This is a genomic window from Paenibacillus catalpae (assembly GCF_900112695.1).
In the GTDB taxonomy this organism is placed as follows: domain Bacteria; phylum Bacillota; class Bacilli; order Paenibacillales; family Paenibacillaceae; genus Pristimantibacillus; species Pristimantibacillus catalpae.
In genome coordinates, this window is the sequence record NZ_FOMT01000001.1 from 1,329,461 (window position 1) to 1,353,250 (window position 23,790).

Annotated in this window: 24 protein-coding genes; 3 read left to right on the forward strand and 21 right to left on the reverse strand. The window is 47.8% G+C overall.

The window, feature by feature from the left end; all coding sequences use genetic code 11:
* Positions 1-7 precede the first annotated feature (7 nt).
* The 7 genes from BM200_RS05590 to BM200_RS05620 all read right to left on the reverse strand — a co-directional run bounded on the left by BM200_RS05590 (position 8) and on the right by BM200_RS05620 (position 6,233).
* Positions 8-1,066, reverse strand: coding sequence for a Ger(x)C family spore germination protein (locus BM200_RS05590; RefSeq protein WP_175532742.1), 1,059 nt, complete (start codon positions 1,064-1,066; stop codon positions 8-10).
* A 70-nt stretch (positions 1,067-1,136) separates the two neighbouring features.
* Positions 1,137-2,546, reverse strand: a complete 1,410-nt coding sequence (locus BM200_RS05595; RefSeq protein WP_091182265.1) for a spore germination protein — start codon at positions 2,544-2,546, stop codon at positions 1,137-1,139.
* 128 nt (positions 2,547-2,674) lie between these two features.
* On the reverse strand, positions 2,675-3,433 hold the full coding sequence (locus BM200_RS05600) for an SDR family oxidoreductase (RefSeq protein ID WP_091182267.1): 759 nt from the start codon (positions 3,431-3,433) through the stop codon (positions 2,675-2,677).
* A 43-nt stretch (positions 3,434-3,476) separates the two neighbouring features.
* Positions 3,477-3,956, reverse strand: coding sequence for a carboxymuconolactone decarboxylase family protein (locus BM200_RS05605; protein ID WP_091182270.1), 480 nt, complete (start codon positions 3,954-3,956; stop codon positions 3,477-3,479).
* 105 nt (positions 3,957-4,061) lie between these two features.
* Complete coding sequence (locus tag BM200_RS05610; protein ID WP_091182273.1) at positions 4,062-4,808, reverse strand: SDR family NAD(P)-dependent oxidoreductase; 747 nt, start codon at positions 4,806-4,808, stop codon at positions 4,062-4,064.
* A gap of 96 nt (positions 4,809-4,904) precedes the next feature.
* Complete coding sequence (locus BM200_RS05615; RefSeq protein WP_175532743.1) at positions 4,905-5,420, reverse strand: MarR family winged helix-turn-helix transcriptional regulator; 516 nt, start codon at positions 5,418-5,420, stop codon at positions 4,905-4,907.
* A 75-nt stretch (positions 5,421-5,495) separates the two neighbouring features.
* Positions 5,496-6,233, reverse strand: coding sequence for an SDR family oxidoreductase (locus tag BM200_RS05620; protein WP_091182278.1), 738 nt, complete (start codon positions 6,231-6,233; stop codon positions 5,496-5,498).
* 165 nt (positions 6,234-6,398) lie between these two features.
* Between BM200_RS05620 and BM200_RS05625 the strand changes: the two genes are divergently transcribed.
* The gene (locus BM200_RS05625; protein WP_245772905.1) at positions 6,399-6,950 is read left to right on the forward strand and encodes a TetR/AcrR family transcriptional regulator; all 552 of its coding nucleotides are present in this window, start codon (positions 6,399-6,401) and stop codon (positions 6,948-6,950) included.
* A gap of 76 nt (positions 6,951-7,026) precedes the next feature.
* On the opposite strand, the gene BM200_RS05630 is transcribed toward BM200_RS05625, so the two are convergent.
* The 12 genes from BM200_RS05630 to BM200_RS05685 form a co-directional block, all read right to left on the reverse strand.
* Entirely contained in the window at positions 7,027-7,431 is a 405-nt protein-coding gene (locus BM200_RS05630) for a cupredoxin domain-containing protein (RefSeq protein ID WP_091182280.1), read from the reverse strand.
* 142 nt (positions 7,432-7,573) lie between these two features.
* Positions 7,574-8,104, reverse strand: a complete 531-nt coding sequence (locus tag BM200_RS05635; RefSeq protein WP_091182282.1) for a hypothetical protein — start codon at positions 8,102-8,104, stop codon at positions 7,574-7,576.
* Positions 8,105-8,156: 52 nt separating this feature from the next.
* Positions 8,157-8,597 (reverse strand): DUF6376 family protein, encoded by a 441-nt coding sequence (locus BM200_RS05640; protein WP_091182284.1) that lies wholly within the window; start codon positions 8,595-8,597, stop codon positions 8,157-8,159.
* A gap of 172 nt (positions 8,598-8,769) precedes the next feature.
* Positions 8,770-10,710: an AraC family transcriptional regulator gene (locus BM200_RS05645; protein WP_091182286.1), complete on the reverse strand. Its 1,941-nt coding sequence runs from the start codon at positions 10,708-10,710 to the stop codon at positions 8,770-8,772.
* A gap of 130 nt (positions 10,711-10,840) precedes the next feature.
* Positions 10,841-11,983 carry an efflux RND transporter periplasmic adaptor subunit gene (locus tag BM200_RS05650; protein WP_091182289.1) on the reverse strand — a complete coding sequence of 381 codons (1,143 nt, stop codon included), beginning with the start codon at positions 11,981-11,983 and terminating at the stop codon, positions 10,841-10,843.
* A 17-nt stretch (positions 11,984-12,000) separates the two neighbouring features.
* The gene (locus BM200_RS05655; protein WP_091183541.1) at positions 12,001-12,879 is read right to left on the reverse strand and encodes a carbohydrate ABC transporter permease; all 879 of its coding nucleotides are present in this window, start codon (positions 12,877-12,879) and stop codon (positions 12,001-12,003) included.
* A gap of 19 nt (positions 12,880-12,898) precedes the next feature.
* On the reverse strand, positions 12,899-13,777 hold the full coding sequence (locus BM200_RS05660) for a carbohydrate ABC transporter permease (RefSeq protein ID WP_245772906.1): 879 nt from the start codon (positions 13,775-13,777) through the stop codon (positions 12,899-12,901).
* Entirely contained in the window at positions 13,770-15,182 is a 1,413-nt protein-coding gene (locus BM200_RS05665) for an ABC transporter substrate-binding protein (protein WP_175532744.1), read from the reverse strand. Before BM200_RS05665 ends, BM200_RS05660 begins: the two co-directional genes overlap by 8 nt.
* Before the next feature lie 23 nt (positions 15,183-15,205).
* The gene (locus tag BM200_RS05670; RefSeq protein ID WP_091182295.1) at positions 15,206-16,621 is read right to left on the reverse strand and encodes an ABC transporter substrate-binding protein; all 1,416 of its coding nucleotides are present in this window, start codon (positions 16,619-16,621) and stop codon (positions 15,206-15,208) included.
* 213 nt (positions 16,622-16,834) lie between these two features.
* Positions 16,835-18,013, reverse strand: a complete 1,179-nt coding sequence (locus BM200_RS05675; protein ID WP_091182300.1) for a Hint domain-containing protein — start codon at positions 18,011-18,013, stop codon at positions 16,835-16,837.
* The gene (locus BM200_RS05680) at positions 18,006-19,478 is read right to left on the reverse strand and encodes a sensor histidine kinase (RefSeq protein WP_091182302.1); all 1,473 of its coding nucleotides are present in this window, start codon (positions 19,476-19,478) and stop codon (positions 18,006-18,008) included. The genes BM200_RS05675 and BM200_RS05680 overlap by 8 nt, the downstream gene beginning before the upstream one ends.
* Before the next feature lie 4 nt (positions 19,479-19,482).
* Positions 19,483-20,178 (reverse strand): response regulator transcription factor, encoded by a 696-nt coding sequence (locus BM200_RS05685; protein WP_091182305.1) that lies wholly within the window; start codon positions 20,176-20,178, stop codon positions 19,483-19,485.
* 263 nt (positions 20,179-20,441) lie between these two features.
* On the opposite strand from BM200_RS05685, the gene BM200_RS05690 reads away from it, so the two are divergent.
* Positions 20,442-21,074: a sigma factor-like helix-turn-helix DNA-binding protein gene (locus BM200_RS05690; RefSeq protein WP_245772940.1), complete on the forward strand. Its 633-nt coding sequence runs from the start codon at positions 20,442-20,444 to the stop codon at positions 21,072-21,074.
* A 79-nt stretch (positions 21,075-21,153) separates the two neighbouring features.
* On the opposite strand, the gene BM200_RS05695 is transcribed toward BM200_RS05690, so the two are convergent.
* Positions 21,154-22,365 carry a winged helix-turn-helix domain-containing protein gene (locus BM200_RS05695; RefSeq protein ID WP_091182310.1) on the reverse strand — a complete coding sequence of 404 codons (1,212 nt, stop codon included), beginning with the start codon at positions 22,363-22,365 and terminating at the stop codon, positions 21,154-21,156.
* Positions 22,366-22,450: 85 nt separating this feature from the next.
* On the opposite strand from BM200_RS05695, the gene BM200_RS05700 reads away from it, so the two are divergent.
* On the forward strand, positions 22,451-23,551 hold the full coding sequence (locus BM200_RS05700) for a GerAB/ArcD/ProY family transporter (protein ID WP_175532745.1): 1,101 nt from the start codon (positions 22,451-22,453) through the stop codon (positions 23,549-23,551).
* A 3-nt stretch (positions 23,552-23,554) separates the two neighbouring features.
* On the opposite strand, the gene BM200_RS05705 is transcribed toward BM200_RS05700, so the two are convergent.
* Positions 23,555-23,788: a hypothetical protein gene (locus BM200_RS05705; RefSeq protein ID WP_091182314.1), complete on the reverse strand. Its 234-nt coding sequence runs from the start codon at positions 23,786-23,788 to the stop codon at positions 23,555-23,557.
* Positions 23,789-23,790 lie beyond the last annotated feature (2 nt).

Sequence of the window (23,790 nt, forward strand, 5' to 3'; positions counted from 1 at the left end):
AACTCTCCTATTCATACGGTGTAATCGTGTTTCCTATATGGTTCAGCTTCGAATGAATTTCAAATTTCACACGAATGTCTCTCCATCTGTTCCTGCCTTGCTTCATATCTCCGATGCCAAGCATATCCCAGTTTTTCTGAACAGAGAAGCTTAAGAACTCTTCGCACTTCTCTTTGTAAGTACGGTTAAAGGCCTGTTCCATTTCTCCGATATTCTGTACAGTTAATTTCTGCCTTTGCTCATTGTTGATGATGCCCATATGCGCATCCATTCGAATTCGAAGCACATCTTTAGATTCCCAAGTCCGCTTGATGCGGATGCCGGTTATTTCGATATCAACCGTTTCGCCTTTTACCTTAAACGTTTCTGGTTTGCGGCTTGCATATCCGTTCAAGACATAATAAGTGTTTTTAATCTCATCGTTAACCTTCCCGACCATCTTGGCCTTGATAAATACAGCTCCCCCATTGATTTTCAAGCTCTGCTTTGTAGCATTTATATCTTCCAGCCGGTCCGAAACGGATGCCGATCCACCTCCCGAATATTGAACAATCGGCAATATCGTTGGTCTGCTAAATGGAACTCCCTCTACGATGTCCTTCATTCTAGTCGGTAGTTTGTTTATTCCAAATTTTCTTGCATGCCAATCCATTAATAAACGAATGTTTCTCCCCGGTACCCGATCTAGCAGGGTAAACGTACTTATTACTTCAGAAACGGGATCTTCCGACACGATTGTATATACATTCGTTCGGCGTTCCTTATAGTTCTCCAAATAATTGATCATTCTCAATAAACCTGCTCTTGCTGTGCGCTCTGATATGACATAACACTGCAGATGGGAAGTATACAAATTTCTGGACATGACAGTCCCGGTTTGTTCCATCAAGCGCCCCATGGTCGTGGATTTAACATCAAATGTATATACCGCCGCTTTAGAAGGGCCAGATCTTCGGGCTTCAATGCTGGGCGGATTAAGAATTTGATAATAAGCGTGGAACATCCCGTCATCATCCCGGTCTACGGCTATCATGTCGACGATAGCGAGCTGGTTAATTTCTTTCATGTCCCAACATCCCGAACAAAGCACTAACAACAGTAAAATAATAGTTATTTTTTTGATCATAACGTATCTCCTAACCCTTGCTTCGATTCAATGGCCGGTTAATACGGATAAAGGTATCCCTCCATTTCGAAAGCCTTAACGGTGCGAGCGGAGCAAAATACGGAACGCCCAAGGAGCGAAGCGATACGAGATGAATCAGTAACACAAAAACGCCGCACATCACGCCAAAAAAACCTAATATGCCGGCTAAAAACATAAACCCAAATTGAATAAGCCTCTGGGCGATGCCAAACCCGTAATTAGGAGCAACAAAGTTTGCGATTGCGGTTAACGATACGACAATGACCATTGCGGCCGACACCACGCCTGCTTCTACCGCAGCTTGGCCGAGTACCAATGCCCCTACAATGGATATGGCTTGACCGGATAACCTCGGCATGCGCAGCCCGGCTTCGCGAAGCACCTCAAATATAACCATCATCCCGAAGGCTTCTACTACACCCGGGAAAGGCACTCCCTCCCTCTGCGAGGCAAGGTTAGCAAGCATGGATGAAGGGAGCATTTCCTGATGATAGCTTGCGATGGAAATGTATAAGGAAGGAGTAAACACGGAAATAACGAAAGACAGCATGCGAAGCCAGCGCAGTAACGTAGCAATGTCAGCTCTCTGGTAATAGTCTTCCGAAGTCGAAAATGACTGGAAAAAGGTAATAGGACCAGCCAGTACGATAGGTGTCCCGTCTGTAATGACGGCTGCTTGGCCTTCCAGCAATTTTGCAACGATGGCATCGGGTCTTTCCGAAGACATGAACTGAGGAAAAGGAGTCAGGGTTTTATCCTGGATATATTCTTCAATATAGGCGCTCTCAAGAATGCTGTCCGTTTGAATGGCCTTAAGTCTTTTTTGGAATTCGTTAATCATGCTTGGATCAGCGATTCCGTTCATGTATACCAAGAGTACGGTTGTATGGCTTTCCGAGCCAATTACCATTTCCTCGATTGTCAATTTCTCGCTCTTTAACCGTTTGCGAATGAGCGATAAATTACGCGAGCTATCCTCTACGAAGCCTTCGCGCGGACCCCGGACGACAGATTCTGTTTCAGGCTCGGCTATGCTGCGTTGTTCTTGTTTGCGGACATTAATGGAAACCGCCTTTTGTCCAGACGGGGCAACGATACATTGCCCTTCCAATAGTTCTTTAACGTAGGAATCCACCCCGCTCACTTCTTTGATTTCTGCTTGTTTAAAGGCAGTCATTAACCAATGAACAGGGTCTTGACTGTCCTCCAGCGGAGAATGAGGCGTCAACAGGCCGGATATGATCAATTCATCCACCAGCTTTTGATCCGTTATCGTACACAAATACATGCAGGTTAGTTTGGTTTGCTCTTGCACGTTATATGATTTGATAATAAGATCAGGCGCATGGTTTAATTTCTTCTGAATGACTGCCGACATATCTTGTATTTGCTGATCCATCCGGACCCCCCCTTATTTTCCAGAGGATTCCCTTGCGCTGCTTCTTTCATTCATCAATCCCATCTCCTTCCGATAAAAAGAAAGGAGCACCGCATGTTAGCGGTGCTCCTGTATCAATCCATTTAAAATTATACTTGAACCGCGATTTGTTTGAGCCAATCCTCATAATGTGCCGAGCTGATACGTGCTGAGCTGCCTGCAGGGACAAGAGATGACTGCGTCACATGTACCCCATAGTAAGGAGCCTCTTCATCTGTAATCACCTGACGAGGATCTTGAGTGACTTCCAGATATTGACGAACGAAATCGTCGAGGCCAAATTTATCAGGCCCTGCGATATCTCGAAGACCATTAACAGGCGCCCCTAATGTGAAGTCAACTAAAAGTTCAGCCACGTCTTCCGCAGCGATCGGCTGTACGAAAGCCGATGGCAAGCGCACAGTCTGACCTTCTGTGGAGACATAGGCAATGCCGCTAACGAACTCGAAAAATTGCGTCGCACGAACGATGGTATACGCAACGCCGGAAGCTTTGATCAGATTTTCTTGAGCCATCTTCGCTCGGAAATAACCGCTCCCCAGCAGACCATCCGTACCAACAACCGACAATGCAACGTGGTGTTTCACTCCAGCCGCTTCTTCAGCAGCAAGGAGATTACGGGTAGAATTTTCGAAAAATTCGAGTACAGCCTTATCTTCAAAAGAAGGAGAATTGGTAACGTCGACAACAACCTCGGCGCCGTGTAACGCATCAGCCAATCCTTCACCAGTTACACTGTTGATACCTAATGATGGAGATGCTGCTACTACTTCGTGGCCTAATTGACGAAGGTTGCCCACAAGTTTTTTGCCAATAAGCCCAGTACCGCCAATAACTACAATTTTCATGTATATTCCTCCCTGTTCTTATCCTAATAGTTTATTTATTTATTTAGTTCAAGCCAGCTTTCGACAAACCAAATGCAGCGTCGGCCGAGCCAGGCACCTGTTTGAAGGCCACATTAACTCGGTTCCAAGCATTAATCGCCATAACCGAGAAAGTCAGGTCAGAAATTTCTTTCTCCGTAAAGTATTCGCGAACACGATTATAGACATCGTCCGGCACGCCATGTTCAGGCAGATGAGTCAGAATCTCGGTCCAAGCCAGCGCGGCACGTTCACGCGGTTCAAACAGAGTTGACTCTCTCCAAATCGAAGTGTGATAGAGACGAAGCTCGCTCTCGCCATTAATCTTTGCCTGCTTCACATGCATATCTAAACAGAATCCGCATCCGTTCATTTGCGAAGCTCTAATGTGAACGAGATCAAGGATCTTCTCTTCAATGGCGCTTCCCTTCTCTGCATTGCTGAATTCCATCATTTTCTTGAAAAGCTCGGGGGATTGCTGCATATAATTTAAACGCTGTGTCATTAGGTTTACCTCCTAGTTTTGTTTTACACTATCTAAGACAATTGAGGGTCTGAATCTGTGACACCAAATCAAAAGTATTTTTCAATTCCTTCTCAAGCATGCCTGTTAAGTAATCACAAGCCCGCCATCAACCCCGATAACTTGACCGGTTACCCAGCTCATGTCCGGGTTAGCCAGGTTCACGATCCAAGCCGCTACATCCTTAGGCTCTCCGCGGCGCCCAAGCGGAATGCTCTGGCGTTCATGTTCCTTAACCGCTTCGATTTGCTCCTCAGTCAGTCCCATGCGATCGCGAAGGAATGGAGTCTCAACCGGTCCGGAGGCAATGGCATTCACGCGAATGCCTTTTGGAGCGAGCTCCAGTGCCCAAGCACGGGTCATATACTCCATCGCTGCTTTGCTCGAACCATAAAGAGAAAGGTTAGCCCCTGCTTTGCTGCCAAAAGTGCTCGACATATTGATAATAAGTCCTTTTGTTTTCTCCAGGTGAGGAATGGCAGCTGAAGCAAGCAGTGTGGGTCCAGTGACATTCACGGCAAATACGTCCGAGATGGACTGGGCATTCACCTGCTCAAGCGGCATAATAACGCCGGCGCCGGCATTGTTTACGAGGATATCAAGTCGTCCCCACCGCTTTATTGCCGCCGCTACTGTAAGTGCAGCCGATTCAGGATTACTTGCATCCGCGACGAAGCCCTTAATTTGAGGATGGCTTGCCGTGATTTCTTCCAGCACTTCTTTGCGACGTCCGGTAATGAGCACATGAGCTCCCTTTGCTGCAAACATTTGGGCAGCAGCAAATCCAATACCTGAGCCGCCGCCAGTAATAATAACAACCTTGTTGTTTAACATGAGTGTAGTCTCCCTTTATTTTCATTTAATTATCTAATAATTAATTAATTAACTATAATACAGAATCCGCCCTCTTTCCGGGCGGCCATCGAGCCATTAGAATAATACGTTCAGCAACTGCTTCAACTGTGTCTGAGCTTCCGGAGAAAGTTTCCCTCCAACATGTTCGGCGATCGTCTTTTCATAAACGGGCCATACTTCTGTAATCAGGTCTTCACCTTCAGCGGTTAAACGAACAAGTATTCTTCTCCTGTTGGAGGGATCAAAATCTCTCTGGATCCTTCCAGCCTTCTCTAAAGCATTTAACAAATTGCTTATATTCGCCCTCGTCACGGAGAGATCATCGCTGAGCTCGGACGGAAGCATTGGCCTGCCTCCTGTCTTGAGCGCTACGAGCAGGCACCAACGACCCAGCGTTAAATCGAATGTCCCCAGCTGCTCCTCCAGCTTCTGAACCAAATGATGACTGGTTTTATAAATCGTCAGAAAAACATCAATGGGGAGAATCGGTTGTTCAAACGGATCCCATTTCTCTATAAGCTTAACCTCCCTAATGATTAATTCATTAACTGTTTGCGAATTAACAATAACGCTGACATAAAAGTTTGTCAAGTTTTCCGCCGCTTCTCCGGTTCGGAAAAAAAGGAGAACCCGAAAATAACGGGTTCTCCTTTTTGATTGTATGAATTACAACGCTGTTGGCCTGATCATAATCTCGCTTATTAAAGTGTCGTCCGGTTCATTAATGGCAAATGCGATGGCTCTAGCTATACGGTCTGGTGAAATTCCCAAGTCGCTTATTTGATTAGCAACCGCCTGCACCTCCGGACTGGTAATACTGTCGAATAGCTCAGTCTTCGTCAATCCCGGAGCTATCACAGTAGACTTAATCCCCGAAGTTGAAGACTCCTCCAGGCGCAGACCCTCCGAAATAGCTCGGACGGCGAATTTGGTAGCCGCATATACAGCGGATGTCGGGGATACCTGATAGCCGGAGGTCGATGACAGGTTAATAATATGTCCGGACTTCTGCTCCCTCATGACAGGTAATACCGCTGCGATCCCGTATAAGACACCTTTGATGTTCACATCGATCATCTGCTCCCACTCCTCAACTCGCAGCTCACTCAGCCTGGAATTTGGCATAACCCCTGCGTTATTGATTAGAACATCGATGCGGCCGTACTTACTTAAGGCAAACTTGGCTAAATTCTGCATATCCTCAGCAGATACCACGTCTGCTTTTATAGAAACGGCTTCCCCGCCCAACTGTTTAACATCATTAACAATCGCTTGCAAACGATCCTCTCTTCTGGCAGCCAATACGACTTTTGCGCCATTTTCAGCCAATAATTTCGCCGTTGCTTCACCTATTCCGCTCGATGCACCCGTAATAATGACCACTTTGTTCTTTATATTTTCCATTATAATTCGCTCCTTTAATTTAACGTGTGTTGAATATATAACGGCCGTTGATTAATATTATGGTCAGAAGTCCTGATTACTCAATGGTTGATTGATGCGTTATTGTTTTATATACAACAAAACCGTCAGAATTGTTGATTATCTGAAGGAGAGGAATCATATACAATGGCACCTACTATGAGGACGGACCGCCGTATTCTCCGCACGAAGCAATCCATAAAGAAGTCTTTTCTGGAGCTTTTTACCGAAAAAGACTTTGAACAGATCACCATAAACGAAATAGCAGAGCGTGCGAATGTTAACCGCGGCACGATTTATTTGCATTACGAGGATAAATATGACTTATTGGACAAATGCATTGAGGATCACGTTAACGAATTGATCTCCTTGTGCAAGAAACGAGAGGATCATACCGTCAGCTCCAATGGGGTCAAACCGGTGTTTGATTATCTACATGACCATTTCCCGTTTTTCTCTGCGATGTTCTCGAATCAAAGAGTTTTTCTGTTCCGGGACCGATTGTTAAATTTCTTCGCCGTTAATCTTATGGGGAAGATGGAAAGTGCAGATCACAAGATCGATAACGAGTTAAAAGCCCAGTTTATGGCCTCTGCATTTATTGGCATTGTGGAATGGTGGATCCGTCTACAAATGCCGCATTCTACGTCATTTATGGCGGATCAGGTTAGAGATTTATTTGAAAAGAATTTGCAATAAACAAGACCATCCGAATTCGGAGAAAATATCGCCGAAATGCAGATGGTCTCATTTATTATTCATTATAAGCATAGATTCACGCTTTTACAGTAATTGTCCCATGATACATGAGCATGTCGCAGTCAAATTGATACGTACCCGGTTTTAAATTTCCTAACGTGATGAAATTATCCCCTTTTTTCAAATAAGTATCAATTCCAAGATCCTTCGAGAGTACGCTTCGGATGCAGGTAATGCCGGTGTTTTTATTAAAGTTCAGCTTTACTGGAACCCCTGCCTGCACTTCAATATTCGCAGGGTAAAAGCCGTCCTGCTTGACCTGAATCGTTGCAACCTGAAAACCGTCCTGCCGCGTAATGACGGGTTCTTCTGCTGATGACTGATTAGGAGACGAGGAAAAAAATGCGAGAAACACAACGCAAACAATAATGATCAAAGCAATAAGCCACATGGTTGTAGATTTGAATATACTTATCTTCATAGGTTATACCCCTTGCTGTGTTAATAATACTGTATATAAATAACCTACACCAATATGTGCTGAAATATTGATTATACTTGTGGCTGTTCATTGAAGGATTAGTGAATATTTAATAACAAGTAAAAAAGAACAGCTGATTCAGTCAGCTGTTCTCCTCGACATCCCATCGATGTCTATACTTTGTGAGATTCGGGTGCGCGTCCGGCGGCGGTTCGCTAATAATCAGACGAATCTTTCCAATCCACTCTTCGAATGAGCTGAACGATGCAAATGCATTTGCCGTTTCCGGTGTAACATAGAGGAACATCGGCTGCGGATACACGTCTGCCAAATGACGGAGCGCCGCCTCGATGGGCGTATACTTCTTCCTCTTCCCTTCCCAGTTCTCCACGGTTATCGCGCCGTCATCCTCACTCTCCCGACGCCAATCAAACAAACGGTTCTCCCGCACGTAGTAAGGCTCAATCGGGCGCTTCCACATGCGCCGTGCCGTTTCCTCGTGCAAAGGGTAGAGTACGAGCTTTTTAAACGATCGTGTCTTCGCAAGTTCCGCCGCGTGTCTCAGCTGCTGGTCCGTTACGTCCTGGAACGTATCGTAATAGACAAGCGTTCCTTTAAGGGTATCCGTCTCTTCAACGTGACCAAACGGTACTTTGCGGATGCCTCGATTCAAAACATCCCTCCCTGTCTATATTCGCATCGTAGTATACCCTATCCTACACCGGTTACAATCCTAAATTCTGAATTCGATTCATTAAGCTCGATATATCGCTGATCGTAGAAATAATAGGTGAGTTTTGAAGTTGATCCAGCGCCAGATTCCCATTAACCAGCACTTTGTTGATCTCTTGCAGCAATACTTGATTTTTCTCTATTAATTGTTGGTGGAGATCCTTTGCAAGCGAAGGAGCGTCGATCAGATTAAATTGCTCGATTTCCTTCTTTAAGGAGACTAACTGGTCTTCCAGCTGTTGCTTGGTTTCCGGATTAGTTGCCGCGTCCTTAATCATTTGTGGTGCTTGTTCTGCAAAATCAGTTAATTTGTTTATATGCTGAGTCGCTTGATCAACATATTGCAAGGAATTATTGGCTTGTTCAAACAAAGAACAGGCACCTAACAACAACGAAGTTGAAAGAATTACGATTAGGATCAACCATTTCCTCATACGGCTATCTCTTCCTTCCTGCTAGCTTGAATTTTTTTACTTTTTACGTAACTCGAGAAAAAGGGTTTCATACACCTGCTAATCTGGTCTGGTATTTCCGACCTTGGCAATGCTCTCCAGTGTACATCAAAAAAGAGCTGCCTATACGGCAACTCCCCATTTGTTAACTGCATTATTTCACTGCGTTCTCCAATACATCGTCTATCATTTGACCATTTGCAATCGCACCGGTATACAACCAGCTGCCACTTTTGTCGAATTCATAGACTTGTCCGGCTTTTACTGCAGGAACGCTTGCCCAAATCGGATCCTTGAGCAGCTCTTCCTTCGATACGCCCTTTGCGTTCACGATAAAGAGATAGTCAGCATCAAGCTCTGCCAGCTTCTCCATCGAGAGAGTACTCCAGTTCGCCTCTGATGAAGCGGAGATTTCCTGAACAACTGCCGGTACCGTAAAGCCGAGGTCGTTATACAAGACATCACCGCTGGAGAGTTTCTGATTCACAACGTAGATGCTCTTGGCAGTTACCCATAGAGCTGCTGCAGATTTCGTGCCAATCGCTTGTTGCAGCTTCTCTTTTGCATCCTTCGCTTTCTGTTCATAAGCCGCCAGCGCCTTCTCGGCTTCTGCGCGCTTGTTCAGAATGTCGCCGACGGTCAGCAATTCCTGCCGCCAGTCATTATTTTTTCCGTTACCGACGGTAAAAGTTGGTGCAATCGCGGAATATTTATCGTACTTATCGCCTTCAACCATCTCGGCATTGTCTATAATAATGAGATCCGGATCAAAGCTCATGACCGTTTCGAACGGAAGCTCCGATGGAATAGCTGGAATATCCTTAAGCTTCTCTTGCAAATACTGCTGTACGCTCCCTTCGCCTACCGACCATTGGGCGACCGGCATAACGCCAAGCGTGACCAGATGATCTTCGAGGTACGAGGCAAGAACCCTCTGCGGATTAGCCGGCACCTTCACTTCGTGGCCTAATCCGTCTGTCAGCACTCGCTCCGTCGCCTGCTCCTGTTGAGCGGTGTTGTTTGCTGCTGCGGCATTTCCGCTTCCCGTATTGGAATTGTTTACGCCGCCGCATGCGGACATAAGCAACGTCAGGCTAAGCAGTAGAATAAGTGCAGTTGCATGTTTTGTCCCTTTTCTCATTTGATATCCTCCCATACGTTGATAATGATTATTATCGTCATTACCAGTATGTCCACCGCGGCGTCTCGCGGCAATGGGATATCGGGACTTCCCTAATGGATTATTCGGACGCAGCATCTCTTCTTCTTTGTACTTAATAGGAGATTGGCCTGTGATTTTCTTAAACATGCGGCTGAAAAAGTATACGTCCGGATAGCCCACACTAGCTGCTATTTGCTGCAAGGATGCATCGGTGCTGGTCAGCAGCCCCTTCGCCTTCTCCATTCGATAACGGACCAGATAGTCGATCGGACTGAAGCCGGTCTGCTGCTTGAACAGACGGGTCAGGTGCCGCTGACTGAAGGCCAGCAAGCCAGCCAGATGCTCCAGATTAATTGGCTCTGCATAATGCACATGCATATAGCGAAGAACCTTCCCGGCGAGATCTCCGCCGGTTAGCGGCACGTTCTGCTCTTGCAGCTGCTTTAACGCTTCCGTCACGAAGGCGAAGAAAGTTGCTTTCGTCTGAATTCTGGCAAGCAGGTCCGATTCATGCCATTGCTTGCCCAGAAGCTCCGCTTTTGCCAATAAGGAAAGCGGATCCCCCGGTTCAAAACCAAACGTCTGTCCGAACACGCTTCCGCTCGTCACTGACTTCTTCTCTTTCTGCTCCGGCAGCGTTAACGCTGCTTTGTACAGGATTAAATAATAAACGAACAAGTCTTCTGCGGCAGCAACGTCGAGTGTACTGCCCTTAACGCCATGAAGCAGACGGAATGACTTCGTGATAAACGGCTGGCCGTCAAGCTCCACGAGCGCGCTGCCTCGGTAAGCAAACAGAAAGCTGTTAGCCGGCAGACGGTAGTTTTGCAGCTGCTCCCGGGGCTTCAAACACACATGTCGGACATCCAATATGGTAAAAGCTGCGCTATACCACGCACTTAATAGTTCTTCTACTTGTTGTTGTTGATCCATTGCCCTCTCCTCTTGCCTATCTTTCTAAAAAATATACGAATATATGTAATTCGATAACGTACTGCACGATCCTTCCCTGAACGTGTAAAAAAACGACAACCCACACATGCTGGCTGCCGTTTCAATACGTTTATCTTCTCACACGCGTCCCATCGATCAGGAAGCCAGTGCTATTTACGATTACTTCCTGCTGTTCGAACAACCCTTCGGCAACGGACGTAACGTATTCGTTGGATTCAGCAATTCTGATCTGCGTCTCTATGGCATAATAGGCATTTCCTAGCGGGCCTTCCTTGCTCTCCAGCGTAAATACATATGCACCATGATCCGTATGATGAACGGCTTCATTTGGCACCGTCACCATCTGTTCATCGCTGGACTTCGCGATCTTCACCTGCACACGCTCGCCACCTTTCAGCCTATCGTCCTTGAGCGAGACGGTCACGCTGCTTGGCTGGCCAGCAGAATCATTCGTGCCAGAAGATTCGCCTGCCGGCGCAAGCAACTCTCCGCCAAGCACCTCATCGTCAATAGTCGTAATTGTACCCGAAAGCTGGAGATTTTCCTTGTCGGCAACCGTGATTTGATCCAGCGTGTCACCTATCTTAAGCACGCCGGCGACATCTCCCGGAATTAACAACCGGATTTCATAACCTTTAGCGGAGTTTGCTAATACAATATCCGGCGATCCTCCCGGCAGGGCGCCGGCTATTGCATTTACCTGGATCACGACACCGGAGAACGGCGCCAGGACCGATTGACTTTGGGCAATATTCTTCTGGATACTCTTAATGTGCTGCTCCTGTGACGCAATATCGAGCTTGGCCGATTCCATTGCCAGCTTCGCATCGGCTAGTGTACTTTCATCGCCGTTCGTTACCGCTGCAATGTAATCCGTCTGCAGCTGAGTCATAGACAACTGCTGCTTCTTCAGATTCGTCTTCATGTCTTCAAGCTGCAGCAACGCCTCGCTGACATCGTATTCGATCAGCTTCTGGCCGCTAGATACCTTGTCGCCCTGTTTGACAAGCACCTTTTTCACCTTCCAGCCTGCCGGATTTGTGATATCCTGCGTTTGACCCGGCTGCACGGTCGCATTCCCCTCGTACTCGTGCGTTACCGATCCTTTTGCTGCAAGCTGCGTATAGACTTTCGGCAGCGACAAGCTCCGAAGCGTATTTCCCGCCAATGTGCATATTGCGAGCACAGCCAGGAACAGAACAGCCAAGAGGCGTAACTTCCGTTTGCTGAACCCGGGTTTCCGTTCTTCCATTACAATCACTCCTGAGTTTATCCCTTAATGCCCGAGTGCTGGATACCTTCCACGAAATAGGACTCCGCGTATAGGAATAACAGCACCATAGGGGTCATATACAACGTGGAAGCGGCAAAGCCGACACCTCGTGCCGATTGATTAATTTGCGCCAAATAGAGCGATAGCGGTTGTTTGACCGCATCCTGCAGGAAAATAAGCGGCTGCTCGATCATATTCCAGTAATCGACAAACAGCAGTACAGCCAGTGCTGCAAGTCCCGGCTTGGCCAGCGGAAGAATAACCCGCATGAATATCGTAAACTGCCCGGCACCGTCGATTTTGGCAGCCTCTGTCAGCGCATATGGAATATGAGCCATGAACTGTCGCATCATGAAAACACCGAAGGCACCGAAAATGCCAGGCAACACAATCGCCGATGAGCGGTTCATAAGGCCCAGCATATCGATGACAAGATAGTTTGGGACAAGCGTGACCTGAAACGGCATGAGCATCGTCATTAGATAAACGAAGAACAGCTTGTCCCGTCCGGGAAACCGCAGCTTGGCGAATGCATAAGCCGCCAGTGAACCGACAAGCGTCTGACCGATAACAATCGGTAAGACAAGGCCGGCCGAATTCCAGAACATGCTCAAAAATTTCGGGCTTAGGATCAGTACTTGCGCATATTGCTCGAACGTCAGCCAGTCCGGCAGCAGCTTCAGGTTAAGGAACGCATCCTTGCCGCCGTTTGCGGTGTCCACCATTTTTCCGATCAGGTCGTAATTCTGGCTAATTTCCGCTTCCGACATCATGGAGCTTACAAGTGTGAGGCCGATCGGAAACAACATGACGGCTGCAAACACGCTGAACGTTACCGACAGCGCAAGGCCGGACAAGCGTTGATAATTGTTCATCATCATTCCCCTCCTTTCTTCACTCCGTATATTCCCTGAACTTACGTTCAGCGCGGAGCAATCCGGAGGTCATTACCACGATGCAGACTACCATTAGTGTCGCAGCGGCCGTTAACTTCTGGACATCCAGCTCGAAGAACATATTGTTCATGTAATGCTGGAGCATGTAAAGCCGGTCATACGGATAATCTCCGGCCAGCAAGTACGTTTCCCGAAATACCTTGAACGAGTTGATAATGGAGATAAGCAATACGAAGAACATGGTTGGCGTCAAATAAACAAGCGTAATATGTCTGAATTGATGAAAGCGGCCAGCTCCTTCGAGTGAAGCCGTCTCGTAATAATCCTTCGGAATCGACTGAAGGCCGGCCAATAACAGAATCATGTCGTATCCTATGTTTTTCCAAATGTACATCACAACGACGATCGTCATGGACCAATTCGACTGCATCCAATCCACGCGGGCCAACCCCAGCTCGTTCAGCCATGCGTTCAAAGTCCCGTTCCAATCGAAAAAAATTTGCCATACCGTTACTACGGAAGCGACAGGTACGACAAGTGGCAGCATGAACGACGTCCGCAGCCAGCTGCGAAGAAAGAGCGGCCGATTCAGCAGGACGGCAAGCGTCAGCGACAGCCCGATAAGCAGCGGTACACCGATTGCCGTAAACAGCATCGTATTGCCCGCAGCCTTACGGAACGAGGCGCTGTGGAGCAGATCCGTATAATTATTTATACCGACAAACCGTCCCCCGAGTGCGCCGTCAGTGAACGACTCATAGAAGCCAAGTACAAATGGAATGAGATAAAACAAGGAAAATCCGATCAGGCTTGGCCCAAGGAACAGCCAGACCGCCATACCGTCTCCCCGCAGCCGCCGTAACCACCAGCTACTCATTTAGGACGGTCATTGCTTTGTTCTGAATCAACCTCGCAACGTCCTCCGCAGATTTCTGACCGGTGAAGAAGGCATCCGTATTGGCGGCTACAATGTCGAGCACCTTCCCGGATTCGTTCCTCTTGCGGGCGGCGGCGTCCGCAAAGCCTTCGAGCTGGTCAAGCTGAGCACCGTCCACATTGAATGGCTTACTATGCTGCGAATCAATGGATGGAGGTGTGATCGTACCCTGCTCCTTTAACAGTTGAATAGCGTCATGGAAGCGTTCCTTGTTGATTGGAAGACCTATTGACGTGTGATCCATCAAGTATTTCAAGAAATCCCAAGCTGCGTCCTTCACTTTTGAATTGGCATTTATCCCGATGTCTGCTCGCGTTTCGAAGGAAGTGCCGGCAGCCTCTTCATCCGCATGCGGCTTCACGTAAAAGGCGGTCTCATCGCCAAAAGCGTGCAAGCTGGTCAAATAGTCCTCCGGGGATAAGATCGAAACATTGATAAAATAACCGCGTCCGTTAGAACCCGCAACGCCATCGTTGTACATACTCTTGATTTGCTTCAGCAAGCCGGCGAAGGCAGGTGAATCAAAGCTCGCCTTTCGGCTTGTTTCATCCACGAATCTGCCATAATTGTCCGCGACGATGCTGCGCACAAAATAATCCGTACCGCCTACTTGATATCCTTCACCGCTAACGACAGCCGCATCGTATTTACCCTTTGCCGCGACAAGCTCCCTTCCTGTTGTCATGAAGTCATCCCATGTCCATGCCCGGTCATCAAACTTCACGCCGGTCGCGGCGATAGCAGCTTTGTCGCCAACCATACCACTTAGGCTAAAGGATAATGGAAGGCTGAATTGGCCTGTTTCCGAGTTCCCTCCGTCCAGCACGTTCGCGAAGTAGTTCATCTTATTAAACGTTTTGTCTCCGGCCATTCTTGATTGCAGATCCTCCAGCAAATGATGTCTTTCATAATCGTCTGCGGCCAAATATCGAAGGTCTAGCAGGTCTGGCCCTTTGCCCGCCAGCATGGCCGCGTTTGTGGAAGCAGTAAACTTCTCAATGTCCGAATCCGTCTGCTTCCCTCCCCCATCATCGCTATATTCTTCGCTCAGCCCATATTGAAGCTTGATCGAGATATCCGGGTGAGCCGCCTCGTAAGCTTTAGCGGCCTGCTCGTATTGCTCGTTCGGCCAGAACGAAGAGAAGATAATTGTCTTCTTTCCGCTGGAAGACGTTGCTTCTTCTTCACCGGGATTTGCGCCTGTTGTTGTTCCGGGTTGACCATTCACCAACCCTGTTTCCTCAGCCGTGTCGCCGCTCCCGGAGGTGCTTCTATTATTACTGCAAGCTGCCAACGTCAGCACGATAAGGGCAACGGAAAGTAGAATAAGTCCCATTTTATTCATCTCAATCATTCCTATACTTTTTATTATTCGTTAAGGTAAGTCATCGCTTTATTCTGAACCAGGCTAGCAACCGCTTCAGCTGACTTCTGCCCGGCGAAATAGGCTTTAGATTCTGTTACGATCAACTCCCGCATCTTATCGGAATCATCATCCTGTGAAGGGTGTACGGCACCGTTGACATAGGCATCGAGTCCGCTTAGCATCGTGCCGTCCGCTTCAATCATCGCGCCATGAAGAGGCCCTTCTTGGGCCGACTTGAATGACCCTTGCTTCTTCAGTTCCTCGATCTGCTTGGCATACGCTGCCTTATTAATTGGAAAGCCCGTTGTCGTTGACGGGGACTGTATGGCTTCAGACATCATAAATTTCACGAATTCCCACGCTTCCGGCTTTACTTTTGATTTAGCATTGACTGCGACATTCCGATAGGTCTTGAAGTACCCGCCTGCTGACGTGTCCTGCGCGTGCGGCTTCGCATACAACTTCATGTGATCACCGCCCTCCTTATCAAACATCTTCTGCCCGAGACCGGAGACCTTCATCGTTTCCAAATAATCCTTCGGCGAATTGATCTGAACACTTCGGAAGTAAGCGTTCGCCCCGCGGCCAATCTTGGAGACGAGACCTTCGTCAAACATCGCCTTTACCTGCTTCATAAGGCCTGTAAAGGATGCCGAATCAAAATGCGCTTTGCGTTCGTCTGGATTAACGAACAAAGAGTAATTGTCGCTGACCATCTCGCCTAGCAAATACTCAGGTCCTTCGTAGGACAAAGCGGATGGTAGTCCGCCGCTTGCCGTCATTGACTTTGCCGTCTTCGTGAACTCGCTCCACGACCAAGAATGGTCATCAAATTTGACACCTGTCTTGGCAATGGCACCTTCGTCCCCGGCAAAGCCCATGAGGAAGAAGGAGAGCGGCATTGCGTACAGCGAATCGCCCATCCGCACGTTGTCAAGAACGTTTGTGAAATAATCGCTCTGCTTGAATTGATGATCTTGCGCCATCATCGGACCCAGATCGGCCAATAGACCATGCTTGACGTAGTTGTCCGATGGCAGAATATCCATTGCAAGCAAATCAGGTCCCTTACCAGCCAGCATAGCCGCGTTCATGGTCGATACGTACTTTTCCATGTCCGATTCCAGCGTTGCGTCTGTATAATCGACATTTTCCAGCTTAATATCGACATCCGGATGGAGCGACTCGTACTCCTTAATTGCCGTCTCGTATTTGGCATCATGCCAAAAGCTTGAGAAAACGATCGTCTTCTTGCCGCCGCCATGCGATGCCCCTCCATCGTTAACAGCGGTGGTAGACGATCCTGCAGCATTATTCTCTGGGTTTTCAACCGCATTGCTTCCTCCGCCTCCATTACAAGCAGTCAATGTTAGGGCGAGCAGGCAGCTCGCCACGATACCGGATCCGTATTTTTTCATGGCCTTATTCTCCTTTTGTTATCGCATTCTATCCTTCTGCCCGCCTCACCGGGCTCTTGTCACATTATAAAAAAGAGATATCTCCAAACCTTCATCGTCATGTGAACAAAATGTCTCCAAAATTCAAATAAAAAACAGCAGGATAGACGATAATTCGTCCAACCTGCTGTTATGAGGGATATCTTGCTATTTCTTAACGCCATCACACAGCTATTATTGAAACTGGATGACAAATGTCCGCAATCGTTCCTGGTCCGCCGCTGGTGCCGGAGCAATCTCCTGTGCCGTAGCGGCTTGTGATTTACTCCCGTCGACCAGAAGAGCCCCATCGCTAAGACTCCACATCATTTGATACGGGACAATGCCCTGGTAAACAGCCGTTTGGTACAGCACGTTGTTGCCCTGCAGCTTCCCGGCATACACCGCCTCTTCATTATTTCGTGTATATGCGATCAACTTCCGGTCTGGTGACACGCTGAAGCTGCCAACCTTCTCCAGCAGAACGGACAGCTCGCCGTTACGGTGATCGTACTGGAACAACGTACCGTCCGCGCCAAGAAACATGAAGCGGTCATCGTCTATCCATGTACTTCCGCCATTACCCGACGGATGGTCATAATGGACGACAAAGCTCCCGTCTCCGTTCCGCTTTGCCATTGCAACCAGGTTCCCGTCTTCTATGAGAACGCTGCTTCCATCGTTTGACAGCATGACAGAGGTGCTGCGATCAGCAAGGGAAAAGCCAAGCAGAGGGTATTGTTTTGCCGCCCCCTCCACCACATCGTAAACGACAACGTTCAGTTGTCCCCGGCTATTTCCTGTCACAAGGTAAGAGATGAACCGGCTGTTGTTCGACCAGTGCAGGATACGCGAATGCAGCGACCTCTGTTTATCAATAGACGAATCAGGGATCGGCTTAATCTGACTGCCATCCAAGTTCACGAGGGTCAAAGAAGTGCCTTTCCCGGAATCCGATAGCCCGGCAATCATCTTCCCGTCTGGTGACAGGCCGAGTATCTTCATATCGTTGTTCGTTGTACTTGCAAGCTGCTTGGACTGTTCATACGGAGGAACGAACAGCTGCAGGCCGTTAGAGGCAGCGACTGAAGGGACATTATCCGCTAAGTAGCCGATGACGGCTTCCCCGCTAGTCCAGCCGAGCAGTTGCAGTTCGGATGCTGAGGATACAGGCAGCGGATAAATCGTATTTACCTGAAACTCTTTTCCGAGGCTTGCTTCATTTGCCGGCTTCTCGCTTTCTGTCTCCGGAATAACGATCGTCTCGGAACGGGGATTACCCATGCAGCCGGTTGTCATTAGAAGCAGCAGGACAGCCATGAGCGAAACAGCAATAGCTCGGAGCCGCTTCCACTTCTTAATCTTATTACGCATCGTTAATCCCCCCCTTCTTTCCGGCAGCGGGAAGCTCAACGCAAACGGTCGTACACCCTTCGTTGCTTTCTAAACGTATCATCCCGCCGTGATCGTCAACAATGGATTTTACAATACTGAGACCAAGGCCAACGCTCCCTTCTTCCTTAAACGTCCTGTCGCCGGAATGGAAGGGCTCGAACACGCTCGCGATCTGTTCAGGCGACAACGTCTCGCTCGGATTACGGAATGTGAACCGGATAGTTTCCGCTTTCGTGGTTCTATCTCCAATAACCAAGATTTCCGCCATTTGTGAGCTGTACTTGATTGCGTTGTCGAGCAGATTGATGAACAACTGACGCAGCCTATCGGCTTGGCCGAATACAACCAGTCCATTCTCCAATTCTAGGACGATACGTTTCTTGTAGCGCTTGGCGCGAATTTCCATCGAATCACAGACGTCGCGAAGGAGCGTCCCTGTATCGACAAGCGCGGCTTCATCCATAACGGCATTGCGGTGCGACACTTCAAGCAAGTTCAGTACCATGCCATGCAGCCGCCGACTTTCATCCACGATATGTGTCATTCCTTTGTCGAAGAAAACGCGGTCCGATTCTCCGTTCTCCCGGATAATCTCAGCATACCCAAGAATGGACGTGAGCGGCGTCTTCAGCTCGTGCGTGACGTTATCGAAAAATCGTTTTTCCTGCTCGTTAAGTGCCTTCAACCTGTCGCGGTCACGAGCAATCATTGCAATCTGACTGTCGATCCGCCCAATCATGTCATTAAAGTTTTCCGCCAACCGCCCAATTTCGTCCTTACGCCTAAACTTTAAGCGGATGTTCAGATTGCCCCTTATAACCTCCGTGGAAGCGTCAGTCATCTTGACGAGAGGAATCGTAATATGCCGGGACAGCATGTACGAGAACAGGAATGCGGTTAGGAAAATCGCTAGCGCGAGATAAAAGAGGATGTTGAGAATTCGTTCCGTCTGCTCATAGAGAGATGAGAAGTCTTTAGCAAATCTCAGAATACCTACCTTTACCCCGTCGATGACGACAGGATAAGAATAGAGAACGGAGCCGGTGCTGCCTTCATACGTAATCGTATAAGCTGTCTTTCCGCCCAGTGCCAGCTGGAGGTCTTCGTTCGAACGTCCGGCAAACATTGTCTCGTCAGTCGAATTCAGTAAAATGCCATCGACCGTGTAGGCGCTGACGTCACTTGAAGTGGCGCGGTGAAGGTCCCCAACCATCTCCTCGGCCATTTGACCGAAATAGAGGTCGTTGTTCGTGAAGTGATTAATGAGAAAAGCTTGCAGGACATAAACGTTGCTGTTATTTTTCAGCTCGACAAGGTCTGAGGTAATCATGTCCCGGTTGCTGGATCGTATATATTCTTTCAGCGTGACGTTCAGAACAAGGAACGACAGGCAAAAGATCAGGAAAAAGCCTATGACGAATTTTGCCCGTAGTGTGCGCAGCATACTGTCAGTCCGTCCTTTTCTCGAACTTGTAGCCGATGCCAAACACGGTTGTAATCAGATCCGCTGCATCCAGCTTCTTGCGCAGCCGCTGAATGTGGGTGTCAACCGTCCGCATGTCTCCCGGGAAATCATAGCCCCAGATGAATTGAAGCAGTTCCGCCCGCGTGAAAATTTTCCCCCGGGCTCCAAGCAGCGCCATAAGCAGATCGAACTCTTTCGGCGTGAGGTCAACCGTCTCGCCATGCTTGGTCACAAGCCGCTCGGCTGGCGAAATGATGATGTCCCTGAAGCCGATCACCGAAGGCGAAGCCTCCTCCACAGCCTGTTGGGCTTGTGCCAGCCGGCGGAGTATCGTACGGATACGAGCCACGACCTCCCGCAGATCAAACGGCTTCGTAATATAATCATCTGCTCCTACTTCAAGGCCGAGGATTTTGTCCGTAATATCCGATCTCGCCGTAAGCATGAGTATAGGAATATTATATTGGGCAGTTACCTGCCTGCAGATATCGAGGCCGCTTCGGTCCGGCAGCATCCAATCCAGTACCAGCAGATCAGGCTCGAATTGCTGCAGTTCCCGAAGCCCGTCTGTGCCGCTTCCCGCTATACGGGTCTCGAAGCCTTCGCGTCCGAGGCCGTAGGCCAGCAGATCAGCGATTGCCTCTTCGTCCTCGATGATGAGTATTTTCGTTCTATTCATTATGAGGCTCCAATCTGTACACGTCCAAATCGCGCTTGCGTGAATGAGTCGATAATACCATAACTCGTCTATTGAAATAAAACTTCTCTACTAACCTAAAGTGTAACGTTCAATTGTTGCGAGAATGTCTGGAAGTTGTGTTCAACTTGTCTAGAAGATGTCAACAAAATGTGTCCAAGCAGCATCCGCATTAATATATGGGGGGATGGCTGACGACAATCGTCTCCAGGGTTTGTCGGCGGGAAGAGCTGACTTTGGTGAATATGCCGGAGCCGGTGAATAATGAGCAGGACGGCAGCGATCCGGAACACGAGATGTTGTTAGCTGATTCCGTTAGGCTCGCCATGCTAATGGTTCTTGGAAACTTAAATCCCGCCGAACGTATTGCATTCGTATTGCACGATATTTTTGCCTTGTCTTATTCGGAAATTGCACCGATTATCGGACGTAATGAGATGGCTGCAAGACAGCTCGCGAGCCGTGCGTGCCGCCGTGTTCAGGGGGCCAAAGCGACTGCGGATTCCGAGGAGTTCAGGCGACAACAGGAGCTTGTAGATGCTTTTTTGTCTGCCTCGCGCACGGGGGATTTTGAGAAGCTTCTCACGGTATTAGACCCGGATGTCGTATTACGACAGGATCCTGCATTTCCTCCAGTTGCAGCATGGCCGATTGTTCGTGGTGCAGAAACTGTGGCAAAAGGCTTCGCAGGTCGAGCTCAGGGTGCACGTCCTGTACTAATAAACGGTTCCGTCGGCGCAGTTGTAGCTCCCCGCGGTCGTTTGCTTTTTGTGCTTGAAATCAAAATGGCAGCGGGCAAAATCACCGAGATTGAGATGATTGCCGAACAATCGCGGATTCGTCAGCTCGACTTAGCGGAAATGAAGGATGAAAATTGAAGGATGGAATAATATACAAAAAGCCGCGTTGCCTGTATCAACGCGGTTTTTTGTATGTTATTTTGCGAGATTAACGGCATTAATTATATTGTACGTTATCCGCTCCATTCGCCTTTGCAAACGATTTAATTGCCTTCTTTATTTTTTTGCGCAGCTGAGCGGAGACCTTAACCTCAGGTTCAAAATGCAGCAGTTCTACCTTAAGCAGATTTTCTTTCCGGTCCAATCGCGGGTCCATTCTGCCGATCAGTTTGTCTCCGGCTAGAATGGGCATCGCGTAATAGCCGTACTTTCTTTTGTTCGCTGGCGTATAGATCTCCCAACGGTATTCGAAATGGAATAAATCTTCGAGCCGTTTACGGCTCCAAAGCATATTATCCAGCGGTGGCAAAAAAGTAATCTCCTCAGCATCCGCTTCCATAAGGTTGTCCTCTCTCTCAGCAGCTGCATCCTGGTGTGCCAGTACCTTCTCCACATCGGAAGATAGAACGTAATAGGAATGCTTAAGATCTTCTACCTCAACCTCCGTGACGATGCCGGATTGAATGAACTGTTGGATGGCATCACGGCGCCGTGCGGCACTCATCCTCAGCCACCCGAATCGAGCATCGGACGGTTCGAACACGCGGTACGCGCGGAAATATTTAAGCAGCATCATCCGCTCCGCTTCTTCCGCGTCCAATTGCTCAGCGGCCATGAGCAGCTCGCCAGGAACGCTGCGGCTTACCAGATCAAATAATCTCTGATTGCCTTCCCTGCCGACAATGCGGATTTGTGCTGAATCGGTCAATAAATTTATCGCATGCGATGTAGCTTTAGTTTTTGCTTTCGCATTTGTATTCTCCCAATATCCGTGTACCCGCAGCTCCGATTCAAATGCTCTGGCAGGCAACGGACCCTCATGCTGCAGCTTGTCCATTACCTGCTCCGGCACTGGCTGCAAAGCTTCAATAGCAGATAACATATGCTCGCGGATTCGTGTCCGGGTAGGCTGGAAGATAGGATAATGCTCCATTGGGATGATACATGCCGCATTTGCAAAGTACTCAAACACCTTATGATCCCTGAGCAGATCATTCAGCAAGCTTGGTTCATAATTTGCCATCCGGGCTGACAATACCAGATGCTGATTAGCCCGAACAGCAGCCACCGGATCGATTTGCACACACTCGAGCAGGCGTATCATCTCCAGCACCTGCTCCCTGCCCGCCACTTCGATCTTGCGCGGTTGCAGCAGATGTTGTTTATCCAATAGAAAACGTCTGAGAGTACGTTTTGACGTTTGGATCATAAACCGTTTTCCCCCTTAAATCCGTATGATAGATCTTAACTTGGGAATACTTGGTGATAGTAATTTGCATAGAAGGAGACCAAGAATGGAGTCCGCAGAAAAAATTTCGGGAAGACAATTTAGTTTATTGATTTTTTCCTTTATAGCTCCCACCGTCATTCTAGTCATTCCAGGTTTGATGTCAAACATATCCAAGCAGGACGCGTGGATGACCATTTTTCCTTCCGTCTTGATCGGAGCCTTAAATATCTGGATCATGATTAAATTGTCGAAACGCTATCCGGGAATGACTATCGTACAGTACAGCTCTGAAATCTTAGGCAAGTGGCTTGGAAAAGTTCTAGGATGTTATCTTATTTATGTCTGGATTAATTTCGATTTTATCATCCTTAATCAACACATTCAGTTTATTAATACGGTATTCCTTATGAGAACTCCTTCTGTCATTATCAGTTTAACGCTGGCAATCTTGTGCGGAATAGCTGTCTATATGGGAATTGAAGCTATCGCAAGATGTAATGAGTATCTTGCTTTGCTTAATTTTGTGTTCCTTATCCCGCTCCTGCTCCTCATGCTCGCAGAATCGGATCCGGAGAGGCTCCGACCGGTGCTGGGAAATGGAATATTCCCTGTTCTTCAGGCGAGCGTGTTCCCTATCGCTTATATTAGTCAATTTTTTATTTTGGGATGGCTGCTTCCATTTTTGAATCAACCAAAGAAAGCATCTAAAGTCTCGTTTATTTCCTTGTTTATTATTTCCGGTCTACTATGTATTACGCTATTGCCTCTCATCATGGTCTTTGGACCATTAACGGAGAAGCTGGTTTTCCCGGTGTTAAGTGTTATCCAATATATTGGTATAGAAGGAAGCTTCGAAAGATTGGAAGCTTTAGCGGTAGCCATATGGGTAATGGGCTGTTTTATCAAAATATCTACAACGCTCTTTATTATTTGTCTAAGTATTGGCCAAATTTTTAACATCAGGAATTACAAGGACCTTGTCATTCCGATTACGATTTTGTCGGTCATTGGATCGGTTACAGTGTTTAGAAATTATTCTACCGATTTGGGTAATTATCTTAATTCTACTTATCCAAGCTATGCCTTTTTTACGCACTTCGTTCTCCCTCTTACCCTTCTAATCATTGATTCGGTTAAGAGGAGCTGGAGAAAGTCCGTGCATTAACGATTATTGTTGTAAGATCATTTCCCCGAAGGGCTCAAAAATAATTCTCAACGGAGTTGTTGTGCTTGGCAGTGGAACATGCGCAATGAGGAGAGAGCCAGAGATTGCGCATATTCCCATCAAGCAGCTATACAACACAGCTGCATTCGGCTGGTTTAGAGACCGAAATTTCTGAACGCGGATAATAGACCAGCCCAGCATCACCATTACAAAAGCCGAAATTTCAATTACGATCATGA